This window comes from Methylomonas sp. 2F7 (assembly GCF_057126975.1).
This window is the reverse complement of record NZ_CP195203.1, coordinates 1,863,285-1,875,720: the sequence shown is the minus strand read 5'-3', so window position 1 is coordinate 1,875,720 and position 12,436 is coordinate 1,863,285. Positions and strand designations below refer to the sequence as shown.

At 50.6% G+C, this 12,436-nt stretch carries 11 protein-coding genes and 1 pseudogene; 5 read left to right on the top strand and 7 right to left on the bottom strand.

The window, feature by feature from the left end; translation table 11 throughout:
- Positions 1-2: 2 nt before the first annotated feature.
- The 3 genes and pseudogenes from ACR64Q_RS08545 to ACR64Q_RS08535 form a co-directional block, all read right to left on the bottom strand.
- Entirely contained in the window at positions 3-857 is an 855-nt protein-coding gene (locus tag ACR64Q_RS08545) for a TPM domain-containing protein (RefSeq protein ID WP_313734309.1), read from the bottom strand.
- A gap of 7 nt (positions 858-864) precedes the next feature.
- A pseudogene (locus ACR64Q_RS08540) lies at positions 865-1,413 on the bottom strand (LemA family protein).
- A 131-nt stretch (positions 1,414-1,544) separates the two neighbouring features.
- Positions 1,545-2,147, bottom strand: coding sequence for a DUF938 domain-containing protein (locus ACR64Q_RS08535; RefSeq protein WP_313734308.1), 603 nt, complete (start codon positions 2,145-2,147; stop codon positions 1,545-1,547).
- 50 nt (positions 2,148-2,197) lie between these two features.
- Between ACR64Q_RS08535 and ACR64Q_RS08530 the strand changes: the two genes are divergently transcribed.
- Positions 2,198-3,334, top strand: coding sequence for a GNAT family N-acetyltransferase (locus ACR64Q_RS08530; protein ID WP_313734307.1), 1,137 nt, complete (start codon positions 2,198-2,200; stop codon positions 3,332-3,334).
- 13 nt (positions 3,335-3,347) lie between these two features.
- Here ACR64Q_RS08530 and ACR64Q_RS08525 read toward each other — a convergent pair whose 3' ends face one another.
- From ACR64Q_RS08525 to ACR64Q_RS08510, 4 genes are all read right to left on the bottom strand, one after another.
- Entirely contained in the window at positions 3,348-3,560 is a 213-nt protein-coding gene (locus ACR64Q_RS08525; RefSeq protein WP_036274010.1) for a TraR/DksA C4-type zinc finger protein, read from the bottom strand.
- A 33-nt stretch (positions 3,561-3,593) separates the two neighbouring features.
- Positions 3,594-5,213 (bottom strand): putative bifunctional diguanylate cyclase/phosphodiesterase, encoded by a 1,620-nt coding sequence (locus ACR64Q_RS08520; protein WP_313734306.1) that lies wholly within the window; start codon positions 5,211-5,213, stop codon positions 3,594-3,596.
- A gap of 133 nt (positions 5,214-5,346) precedes the next feature.
- Positions 5,347-7,443, bottom strand: a complete 2,097-nt coding sequence (gene uvrB, locus ACR64Q_RS08515; RefSeq protein WP_313734305.1) for an excinuclease ABC subunit UvrB — start codon at positions 7,441-7,443, stop codon at positions 5,347-5,349.
- Between the two features lie 35 nt (positions 7,444-7,478).
- On the bottom strand, positions 7,479-8,702 hold the full coding sequence (locus tag ACR64Q_RS08510; protein ID WP_313734304.1) for an ABC transporter substrate-binding protein: 1,224 nt from the start codon (positions 8,700-8,702) through the stop codon (positions 7,479-7,481).
- Between the two features lie 138 nt (positions 8,703-8,840).
- Here ACR64Q_RS08510 and ACR64Q_RS08505 point away from each other — a divergent pair, with 138 nt between their 5' ends.
- From ACR64Q_RS08505 to ACR64Q_RS08490, 4 genes are all read left to right on the top strand, one after another.
- Entirely contained in the window at positions 8,841-9,230 is a 390-nt protein-coding gene (locus ACR64Q_RS08505) for a PilZ domain-containing protein (protein ID WP_020481875.1), read from the top strand.
- A 12-nt stretch (positions 9,231-9,242) separates the two neighbouring features.
- Positions 9,243-10,070, top strand: coding sequence for an MOSC domain-containing protein (locus ACR64Q_RS08500; protein WP_313734303.1), 828 nt, complete (start codon positions 9,243-9,245; stop codon positions 10,068-10,070).
- Positions 10,071-10,829: 759 nt separating this feature from the next.
- The gene (locus ACR64Q_RS08495; protein WP_483823306.1) at positions 10,830-11,675 is read left to right on the top strand and encodes a PEP-CTERM sorting domain-containing protein; all 846 of its coding nucleotides are present in this window, start codon (positions 10,830-10,832) and stop codon (positions 11,673-11,675) included.
- 27 nt (positions 11,676-11,702) lie between these two features.
- Positions 11,703-12,365, top strand: coding sequence for a phage tail protein (locus ACR64Q_RS08490; RefSeq protein ID WP_313734301.1), 663 nt, complete (start codon positions 11,703-11,705; stop codon positions 12,363-12,365).
- Positions 12,366-12,436: the final 71 nt, after the last annotated feature.

Sequence of the window (12,436 nt, the reverse complement as noted above, 5' to 3'; positions counted from 1 at the left end):
GTCTACCATCTCCCCGATGCACCACCGCCGCCAAAACCCCCGCCTCCACCGGAGAATCCGCCGCCCGGCCCGCCGCCAAAGTCGTCATCGTCGTTAAAATTATCGTTTTGTCGGCCTCGAAAAGCGCGCCTGCCATTGCTGAGCGAAACCATAAACGCAAAAAATGCCGCAAGACATGCAACCAGCCAACCTGCATTCAATAGCCAAGCGAGAATGCCGACCACGCTTCCATTGATTATCCCGCCGAGAAAGCTTCCAAACAAAGTCCGCAAAATCCAACCACCAGCCACTGCGAGAAACACCAAGAGTGGTAGTAAGCGTTGCACTCGGCCATCAACAAAGGATGCTTGAGGGGCAGGCAGTGGCACACCATCAAATATTCCAATCAAGCTATCGATGCCGGCATTGATTCCTGCGGCATAGTCGCCCTGCCGAAAATACGGGATCATGATGTCATCGATAATCCGCTTGGCCAACACATCCGGCACCACGCCTTCCAAACCATACCCAACTTCTATACGCGTGGCGCGATCATCCTTGGCCAGCAACATTAGTATGCCGTCGTCGACACCCTTGCGGCCCAGACGCCATTGTTCGACCACACGAATAGCATATTGCGCAATGTCTTCCGGCTGAGTACTGGCCACGATCAATATCGCAATCTGGCTGCCTTTTTGTTGCTCAAAAGCCTGTAAGCGCTGTTCCAGCGTAGTTTTTTGTTGGGCGGACAGGGTGGCGGTCAGATCGGTTACGCGCTGCTCAAGATTCGGCACGGCTTGTTCGGCAATTACAGCCTTCGCAAACAGGCACCACACCAGCAAAACGGCAGCCACAAACCCTGGAAACGCGGCAGACATCCGCACGTTATTTACCAAAATCGACCACCGGTGCGGTGGATATGGCTTTTTCGTTTTCAACCGTAAACGAGGGCTTGGTTTTGTAGCCAAACAGCATCGCGGTCAGATTGCTGGGGAACGAGCGCACCGTGATGTTGTAATCCTTGATCGCGGCGATATAACGATTACGCGCCACGGTGATGCGGTTCTCCGTGCCTTCCAGTTGCGCTTGTAAATCGCGAAAATTGGTGTCGGCTTTTAATTGTGGATAGTTTTACGATACCACCATCAAGCGGGACAAGGCCGAGCTCAATTCACCCTGCGCCGCTTGAAACTTGGCAAACGCCTGTTCATCGTTCACCAATTCCGGTGTTACTTGCATGCTGCCCACTTTGGCGCGCGAGGCCGTCACCGCTTCCAAGACTTCCTTTTCATGGCCGGCGTAAGCTTTTACCGTATTCACCAGATTCGGCACCAAATCCGCGCGGCGTTGATATTGATTCAGCACCTCCGCCCAACCGGCATTGATTTGTTCGTCTTGCGTTTGAAAGGTGTTGTAACCGCAACCGGGCAGCATCAAGGTCACGATTAAAAGATAAATCGTTACTATTTTTTGCATCGTCCACTCCGTGAATAGGGAAATTTTAATTGATGGCAGGAGCATAACACGTAGCTACTTGCGCAACGAAAAGCGTCAGACTAATGTCCTTATGCCAGCATCCGCAAAACCAATAGCCGGTTATTGGCGGGCATGGCATGGTCGGCCTCTAATTTCAAGCCAGTATTTTTGGCCAAGCGCATGATCTCTTCAAAATCCTTTATCCCGCTCGAAGCATCCCGTTCTTTCAACCACAAATCAAATCGAGCATTGCTTTCGCTTGTATACGCGCCGGCGTAATTGAATGGACCGTAGATACACATCGTCGCCTCGGGCCCCAGATAAGCTCCCAGCCGATCAAATAGGAGCCGTACTTCGTCGCTACTCATGATATGCAGGGTATTCGCGGTAAATACCGCATCGATTCGTTCGCATGGCCATAGCGTATCCGCCACATCCAAGCTTAGCGGCGGCAGTAGATTAGCCAGCTGCGCCTCGTCCCGCCATAAATGGATACCCGGCAGATTCTCCGGCCTATCGGTAGGTTGCCATGCCAAATGCGGCAGATTCTCGGCAAAATGGACTGCGTGCTGCCCAGTACCGCTACCTATTTCCCAAACAATGGTCGGTTGGCTAAAGACCGTTTTGATAATGTCTAAAATCGGTGCCTTGTTGTTCTCGCAAGCTTGGGAAAATGGTTTCTGTATCGTCATCAGCAATGGTTTGATGGTATTTTGATGCTTTAACTCTACTGTGATTAAAAATGGAAGTAAAACAAATCGACAGCATGGCGCAAATCGACGCCGCGGATTGGAATCAGCTGTGCGGACTCGACTATCCTTTTTTACGCCATGAATTTTTATCCGCCCTCGAACAAAGCGCGGCGGTTTGCCCGCAAACCGGTTGGGAAGCCACGCATTTACTGGTCATAGACAATCAGAAATTACAGGCAGCGTTACCGCTGTATTCGAAAACCCATTCCTGGGGCGAATACGTATTCGATCAGCAATGGGCCCAAGCTTACCAGCAGCATGGACTGGCCTATTACCCAAAATTAGTCAGCGCCATCCCCTTTACCCCCTGCCAAGGACAGCGACTGCTATTCGCACCGGAAGCCGATCAAACCGCTGTCTGCGCCTTATTGTTCGGTTTTATCCAACAACTTGCCGAGCTACGCGGCGTTTCCTCCTGGCATTGTTTGTTTCCCGAACATTCCCAGCTTGAGCAGCTGAAATCCTTAGGTTTAAGCGTCAGGGAAGGCGTGCAGTTTCAGTGGTTTAATCGCAACTACGCTACGTTTTCGGACTTTTTACAGACCTTGAGCGCCGATAAACGCAAGATGATCAAACGCGAACGGCGCCGGGTAGCCGAGCAAGGTATTCAAATGCAACGCATCGCCGGGCCCGATGTTTCCGACGCCCAATGGCAGGTGTTTTTCCGGTTTTACGCGTTGACCTATCTTAAACGCAGTTCCGAACCTTATCTCAATCCGGCATTTTTTAAGCAAATCGCGCAAACCATGCCCGAACAATTAATGCTGGTTCTGGCGATTAAAGATGATACCTACGTCGGCGCGGCCTTGAGTTTTATCGGTGCGAATACCCTATATGGTCGCTATTGGGGCTGCCAAGCGGAATATAACGCCCTGCATTTCGAAGCCTGCTATTACCAGGGCCTGGACTACTGCATAGAACACGGTTTGGCCCGCTTCGATTCCGGCGCGCAAGGCGAACACAAAATCTCCCGCGGCTTCGAGCCGGTCACCACCTACTCCGCTCATTGGTTAAAGGATGCCGGCTTTGCCAAGGCCGTGGCGCAATTTGTAGACAGGGAAAAACAGGCAATTCAGCATTACAAACAAGATGCGGCGAGTTATCTGCCGTTTAAACGCCTACCTTAACAATCTAACGCCGTCAGCCTTTTTCCAGCTCGGTTTGACAAGACAAACAATATTTACAAGCAATCGCCTGACGCCGCGCTTCCGGAATCGGCTCGCCGCATTCCTCGCAATGCGTGGCGGATTCACCGGTATAAATGGCTTTACGCGTCTCGGCGACAAAAAGCTCGGTCATCTTGTCCATTCTTTCCAAAATCGCATCGGTACCACCCGCCCAGGCCGTGGACATTATTGCTGCTCCTGACTACACATAGTTTTCTGCTTAACGATGGGATTCCACCCATACACCAAAATCCTCGAACGGCATCGGTTTGCTAAACAAGTAACCCTGCGCCAGGTCGCATTGATAACTGCTGAGTTTATCCATGATTTCCTGAGTTTCCACACCTTCGGCGGTGACCTGCAACCCCAGGTTGTGCGCCAAGTTGATGGTGGCTTTGACGATCACCGCATCGTTTTCACTATGCAATAAATCGACAACAAAGGATTTATCGATTTTTAATTCCGTCAACGGCATGCGTTTTAAGTAGGCCAGTGACGAATAGCCGGTGCCAAAGTCGTCAATCGACAATTTGTAGCCCATTTCATTCAGACGCTGAATCACCTCCATTGCCCGCTCCGGATCGGTCATGATAGAGCTCTCGGTAATTTCCAACATCATCCAGCCGGGTTTGATGTTAGCTGCCGCCGCCACACCCGCCATCACATCCGGCAGTTCCGGATCGTGTAAATCCTTGGCGGACAGATTGACTGAAATAATCAAATCCCAGCCGCGCTTGCGCCATTCCGCGCAATGCTTGAATGATTGTTTCAGAACCCATGCGGTCAGATGCTTGATCACCCGGGTTCTTTCCGCCATCGGAATAAATTCATCCGGCGAAATAAAGCCGTGTTTGGGATGCTGCCAACGTACCAAGGCTTCCGCGCCGTAAACGTGCCCTGTTGCCACCGACACTTTGGGCTGATAGTAAATATGTAATTGCTCTTTTTCGATGGCCTGGCGCAGCTCGCTCATTAAGGTCAGGCGGCGCGGACTATGATCATCGTAAGATGGCGCGTAAGTGGTGTAACCTTCGTGCGATTGGCCGGCAACGAACAATGCCACACCGGCTTTTTGTACCAGGGTATCCACATCGTCGCCATGCTCGGGAAAATTAACGATACCGATATTGCTGTGAATCACCAGACTCAGTCGCTCGACTTTAAACGCAGGATCCAGAGCCGCCTGGATATTTTTCGCCAAGGTGAGGCCGGCAATTTCGTTATCCACCGCCGACAACAAGACGCTAAAAATATTGCCGTCTATGCGGGCAACGCTATCGGTGCCCAACACGACGCTTTGTAAACGCGTGGCGATCTGTTTCAAGATCAAGTCACTGCTGTTGCGACCCAGCGTATCGTAAACTTCCTTAAAATTGGCCACTTCCACCAACAGGATCGACAGCATTTTGTTTTGGTTGCCGGCGGCTAAAATCGCTTGTTCCACCCGGTCGTAGAACAACACCCGGTTCGGCAAATCCGTTACCGAATCGTGGGTAGTGGAATAACTGACTTGTTTTTCTAATGATTCGGCGCGAGAACGCAGTTCCTGGGTCTGGTCCAAAATCATCGCCCCGGCTTGATAAGCGATGACCGAGCTGGAATATTGGCCCCAAAATCCAAAAATGAATGGTAGCGCTTCAAGCATCCACAGACCGTAGTTTTCGGTTTGCGCTTTGATGATGCCGTTTAAGGAGATTTCGCCGACGTAGTAATAACTCAACGCCAACAGTGCGCTGACAATGCTGGCAATCGCAATAGCCACGCCTTGATAAGTGGTTTTAGATACCTCGCTTTTCAGCACGCGAACATTTTCGTTCAGTATGTTTTTTGCGGGTATCATCGTTTTTCCAGCTTCTGTTTAATAAATTCGCTATCTTCGTTTAGCTTGCGCAGGCCAAGCTTTACAAGCGATCGGCCTCGACAAAACTTCCTAAATATAGTTAGCCAAAGCGTTAATTACAAACTCTAGCCGATCAAATGACCATTTCCGCCTGAAGCAATTTAATCTGGTCTCTAACACGTGCCGCATCTTCAAATTCCAAGTTTTTCGCATGCTGATACATTTTTTCTTCCAGCTGTTTCAAGGCTTTCGCGGCCTGTTTCGGTGTCATCGCCTTGTAATTGCCGGCAGGTTCTGCGACTTTTGCTCTAGCGTTAGAAATGGAACCACCGGAGCCGGGAATAGCCAACTCCAGAATATCCGTCACCGATTTGAAAATGGTTTTCGGCTCGATATTGTGTTCTTTATTAAACGCTATCTGTTTATTGCGGCGGCGTTCAGTTTCGTCTATAGCCAATTGCATCGAGCGCGTGATTTTATCGCCGTAAAGTATCGCCCTGCCGTTGGCATTCCGCGCCGCCCGGCCTATGGTTTGTACCAGCGACACCAACGAGCGCAGGAAACCTTCCTTATCTGCATCCAAAATCGCCACCAGCGACACTTCCGGAATATCCAAGCCCTCGCGTAATAAGTTAATGCCGACCAATACGTCGAACACGCCCAACCGCAAGTCGCGGATAATCTCCACGCGCTCCACGGTTTCGATATCCGAATGCAGATAACGCACCTTGACGCCATGTTCCATCAAATAATCGGTCAAGTCTTCCGACATGCGCTTGGTTAAGGTGGTGACCAACACGCGTTCCTGGACTGCGGTGCGTTTGGTGATTTCCGACAATAGATCGTCAACCTGGCTGGTCGCCGGGCGTACCTCGACGATGGGATCGACCAGACCGGTGGGGCGCACTACCTGCTCGACCACCGCGCCGGAATGTTCTTTTTCATAAGTGCTTGGTGTCGCCGACACATAAATGCGCTGGCCGCAGATTTGCTCGAATTCCTCGAATCGGAGCGGCCGGTTGTCCAAGGCCGATGGTAAGCGAAAGCCGTATTCCACCAAGGTTTCCTTGCGCGAACGGTCGCCCTTGTACATCGCGCCGATCTGCGGCACTGTGACGTGGCTTTCGTCGATAATTACCAAGGCATCGTTAGGCAGATAATCGAACATGGTCGGCGGCGATTCGCCATCCGCACGATTAGACAAATGCCGGGAGTAATTCTCGATACCGGAGCAATAGCCCACTTCCATGATCATTTCGATGTCGAACAGCGTGCGCTGTTCCAGGCGTTGCGCTTCCACCAATTTGTGATTGTCGCGCAATTGTTCCAAACGTTCGGCCAATTCGATTTTGATTTTCTCTACCGCACTGAGTAATTGGTCGCGCGGCGTGACGTAATGGCTTTTTGGATAGAGCGTGAAACGTGCCAAGCGCTGCGTGACTTCGCCGGTGAGCGGATCAAACATCGACAAGCGCTCGATTTCGTCGTCGAACAACTCAATCCGCAAGGCCTGTTCTTCCGATTCGGCCGGAAACACATCGATCACTTCGCCGCGCACTCGATAAGTGGCGCGGCGCAGTTCGGTATCGTTGCGGGTGTACTGCATCTCAGCCAAACGCCGCAGAATATCGCGTTGCTTGATCATATCGCCGCGCACCAGATGCAAGACCATCTGGAAGTAGGACTCCGGCTCGCCCAAGCCGTAAATCGCCGAAACGGTGGCCACCACGATGGTATCGCGCCGTTCCAGCAAAGCTTTGGTAGCCGACAAGCGCATTTGCTCAATATGCTCGTTAAGTGAGGCGTCCTTGTCGATGAAGGTATCAGAGGCCGGGATATAGGCCTCGGGCTGATAGTAGTCGTAATAGGAAACAAAATACTCGACGCTGTTTTCCGGAAAAAACTCCTTCATTTCGCCGTATAACTGCGCCGCCAGCGTCTTGTTGGGCGCCATGATCATCGCCGGGCGCTGGGTTTGCTGGATCACATTAGCGACGGTAAAAGTCTTGCCCGAGCCGGTCACACCCAATAAGGTTTGATGCAATTCACCGTCGTTGATGCCTTCCACCAGCGCCGCGATGGCGGTGGGCTGGTCGCCGGCCGGTTGATAGCGACTTTGGATCTTGAACGGTTTATGCGCCGGCCCCTTTTTTTGCGGCCGCGCTTCTTCCACACCCAGAATGCCAGTGATCGCCGACTGACTGATTTCCATACGTCGCTTATCGCTCAAATTCTCCACCCTCTGAAATTTGGTTCAACACCGGCTTATTTACAAGCCGTTTCCGGCTGGTCGTATCCCAGGGTATCCAGCTCGGTCTTCGGATGCAAAAATCCTTCGACCGGCGCCACACTGACTAAAGAACGCGGTGCGGCCAATAATACCGGTTGCCGCAGTTGACCGTCCCAAGGACGAAACGACAAGGGCACGCCTTTATAACCCTGCAATGCAAACGCCGTGGAGAACATATATTCCTTGATGGCTTGGGTTTGATTCGATTTACTGCGGACGCTGGCCTCGCCTATCGCCCGCACCGCCAGATAGGCCGCATAATCTTCCTCTTCCATCCAGCGACCGGCCGTGTCCTTGAAGCGATTTTGCAATTGCACCGCGCCCCATTGTTCATGAGTTCTATGCCAAGCGGTGGCGATCAAACCCTGGGTACCGATCACCGGCCGCGGTTTCCAGGTCCGGTAATCCAGATATTCGCCAAACAAGCCCTGTTCGTCGGCCACCACCAACACATCGTAATCATCCACTTGGGTAAAAACCGGCACGTCGGATTGCGCGGTACGGCGGGCGTCGTAATCGTTGGTCCAGGCTTTTTCAGCGACCAGTTTGATACCAAACTTCTTGGCCGCGCGTTTAATGGCTGCGGCGTAGAGTTTGTCTTCCGGCGTGGCGCCTACCACCAAAAACCAGTTTTGCCAGCGTTTTTTCAGCATATATTGCGCCAGCGCATCGGCACGCATGGCCCGGCTGGGTAATATGTGCAAAACCTGATGGCGGCAATCCGTATTACGTAATTCGTCGTCGCTGGTAGCGGCATCGAACAGCAATTTGTTTTTCGCCACCGGCAAGTCGGCGAGCTTGTTTAGTTGGTCAGGCTGCACGTTCAACACCACCAAACCAACATCGTCGCCTAATTGGTTGAAGGCCTGCTGTAAATCGCCGCCAACCGGCACCACAACTTTCTTTAATTCGTAGTGCTGGCCGGTAAATTGCCCGGTGGTATTATTGTCGGCAATCGCCAATTCGGCACCGATCTGGCCTTTGTTCTGGATAAACGGATCAAGATTGGACAAGGCCGCCGGCGCAGCTCTTTCCTGACTGAAATAGCCGATTTTGACTACCTGCTTGGCAGGCTCGGCGGGCTTGGTGACCTGCGGTTTGGCCGGAACGGCTTTCTTGGCAGTCGCGGCAATTGCGCCGCTGCTTGGCAACGCGACAAGCCAACAAAAATAAACTGAAATAAGCGCGATTTTTTTCATAATCCGATACGGAACGACATAAAAGCGTTATTTTAACGGATTCGGTTCGGCCGGGCTCTGTCAATAATCGTCCCGCTCTATTGAATTTTAGTGGTTTAACATCAATACTTAGCCACCTTTACATTCGCCGCGTTTGCCATGTCTGAGCCAGATTTCTCTTTAGATTTTCTCGATCAAGAGGTCACGATTGATAGCTCATGGTCTAACAAGCGTAGTGCGGTTCGCTATCGACGCAACGACATCCGTGCCGCCGTTAAAGTCAAAAGCATCTGGTTTCCACGCTTGTTTCCGGTCGTGTTGCGGGATGTCAGTAGCCGTGGCGCGGCGATATTCAGCGAGAAAAAACTCGGCAAGAATAAGCGCATATTCCTGTATTTACTGTTCGCCGACGGCAAGCGTTTTGATATCTCCGCACTTGTTGTACATTGCGACCGGGAAAACGGCCGTTACGGCATCAAGTTCGACAACATTGAAAAACATTTAGCAGAGCATTTACTGCATACCCAAACCGATCTGCTATTCAGCTAACAGCAAAATAATATGCCGATACTCAGTGAAATTTATATATACCCGGTCAAATCGCTGGCCGGAATTCAAGTAGAACACTGGCCGGTGGACCACAAAGGCTTGCTGTACGACAGAAAATGGATGCTGATAGACAGCGAGAGACAGTTCCTCAGCCAACGCCGTTTACCGAAAATGGCGTTGATTAAAACCCGCATTGCAGATCAACAACTGATTTTGTCGGCACCCAACCAAGCGGATCTAGCGCTGCCATTGCAATCAAACGACGGCGATGACATTGAAGTGGTGGTCTGGCACGACCGTTGTATAGCTAAGACCTGCGGCGATGACGCCGATGCTTGGTTAAGCGATTTTTTACAAACCGATTGCCGGCTGGTTTACCAAACCGATAACGATATTCGCAAGGTCGATCCTAACTATGCGTTGGACAGCGACCAAACGTCTTTTTCCGACGGCTTTCCGTTTTTGATCGTGTCGGAGAATTCCTTAAACGCCCTTAACCAAGCCATGCCGGTGACAATTGACATGATTCGCTTTCGGCCGAACCTGGTCGTCACCGATTGCGATAGCTATGCCGAAGATACTTGGCGACGGCTTAGCATCAACGATATTGGTTTTAGATTGCCCAAACCCTGCTCGCGCTGTTCGGTACCCACCATAGACCCGCTAACCGCCGAAACCGGCAAAGAACCCTTGACGACGCTGAATCGTCTGCGCAAATGGCAAAACAAAGTCTATTTTGGGCAAAACGCCTTGCACGATAACCCCGGCAGCTTGTCAGTCGGCCAGACAGTGCTGATCGACGAAATCGGCGAACCGCAGCCTCCGCTATCCTTAACATAGAAAATCCCATACTTTCACTACTCCCCAGCGATAGCCGGTTCGGCTAAAACGGCATCAATGCGGGTATCCGCGCATTTGGTTGCTGCCAATTTAGATGTTTTTTTACCTGTTTGTTGGAGCTATTTGCCTCGCTAACTGGGGCTTTTGAATTTAACATCAGCCAGCAGATAAAGCCTTCTAATACCTATTTAGTCATTGGTATTTTTAGGCTAAAAAGCCTACTTTCAATTACTAGCTCTATCGAGCGAACCAATAAATCAAACCCCGCCCCTACATAAAAACGATATTTCGTACCTCAAGCGACATATCGTGCCAAATCGCTCCCGCATCAATTGTACACGCTGGTTCTTCCAGCCAAGCATCGCCGTAAAACCCCTTAAAAAACATAAAGATAAATTATTTTCACGCATGAAATTAATAACTGGCACAAGAATTGGCTATTAATTCACGTAATACAATTTTTTGAATAAAACAGAAATAAGTTAGTTAAATTTATTTAGACATTTAGAAAATGGCATTTAGCAGCATGAAAAATTATTTTAATTGACTGCATTTAAATAGTTACTAGACACCTGTATTTTTTCATGCAACAGGTCATTAATATAAATATTTTTTCAGCAAAAAATGCCCATTAATAAATCACTAAATCTAATCAAATATAGAGGTATCAAGATGGAATCAATTAAATTTAAAAAGAGCTTCGGTAGCGATTTTAAGACCCTACCCTCAAACCACGCTAGCCGACTTTGCAATGTCGCATTGGCAGTTACAATGCTACTCGGCGCGCATTCCGGATCGGTGTCGGCCGCGGCTTTTGACAGCAATATTGTGATTCGCGGCTCGGCGGAGTTTGATAGTTCCGGCTCCCCGTCCGATCCTGTAAACGCTACCCAGGCGGGTTCGCTGACCAGCATTATCGCCGGCTCTACCTCCACGACCACACTGGTTGGCTCCACGATCACAGGCCCTGATCCGTTGTCAGGCACCTTAAGCCACATCGGCGACGGCTTTGGCATAAACTTAAGCGCTAGCGGCACTGGCGGCACCGAACCGTCGGGCATCAGCCCCCTGTTTGGCGACTATACCTTTTCGATTGAAAACAAATCGGCTGTGGATAGTTTTGTGGTGAACTTACAATTCCATTACAGCCATCAAGTCGAAGCAATCGATACCCGAGTGCTAAACGATAACGGTGAATTCGCCGAATCACAGATCGCCTTTTTCAAAGCAGATGGCAGCGAATTAGTATTTTCTAAAGTAGTCTCGGACACCCTTTTCGGTAACGAAAAATTCATACCCAGCTCTCCATTTACCGATATTGGTAGCGGCGTAGGCGGCGCGTTGTCAGACGTCGGCACCTTACTCTTGTCATTTCTGCTGAACCCAGGCGATTTAATCAGCTTTGGCGATAGCAATCCGGATCTTTTCGTATATGGCGGCGCCGACTCCGGCAGATTTTCGATAAACGCTTCCAGCCTAATTACAGTCGATTCGGTTACCAAACAAACCAACAACACAGTACCGGAACCGGAAACGCTTTGGCTACTGGCTGTCGGCTTAGTCTCAGTCCTTACCAGCAAACGTCGTCACTTAGCTTTCAATTAATTTCAATTCAACTCAAAGGTATTCGACATGTCAAAATCATTCAACAAACCACTCTTGAAACTGGCCGTGATAGCTATCACCGGATTACCGGTATCTGTCTCGGCTTGCGGCTCCGATCCCTTTCTGGGCGAGATTTGCACATTTAGCTTTAATTTCTGCCCTCGCGGTTACCTCGAAGCCGCCGGACAGACCGTGAGCATTCAGCAAAATACAGCATTATTTTCGTTATTGGGCACGCAGTATGGCGGTGATGGGCGGCAGACTTTCGCATTGCCGGACCTGCGCGGCCGGTCGCCAATAGGCGACGGGCAAGGTCCGGGGCTATCGCCTATCCAGGTGGGAGAAGAAACCGGTTCGGAATTTATCACCATACTCCAAAACCAAATGCCCGCGCACAACCACTCGGCGCAAACCAACGTCACTGTCTCTGCTTCGATTAACGCGGTGAGCACTGCCGGCAACTCCACCAATCCCTCCGGTAAAGTATTGGCGACTTCGGCATCCAGAGATAATCTGTATTCGAACGTAACACCTAATGCATCGCTAGACCCAGGCGCCATCAGCACTTCTGCGTCGGCGACGACCACGGTTGGCATCGCGGGTGCAAACCAGCCCTTATATATCCGTTCGCCTGTTTTGGGCGTGAAATACTGTGTAGCCACACAAGGCATTTTTCCTAGCCGAAATTAAGGGCTGGGATGGTATAAATCTGCTCCGTATGTGCGGATGGTAGCTCCCAAAGCCTAACGTAGTTGCTATTT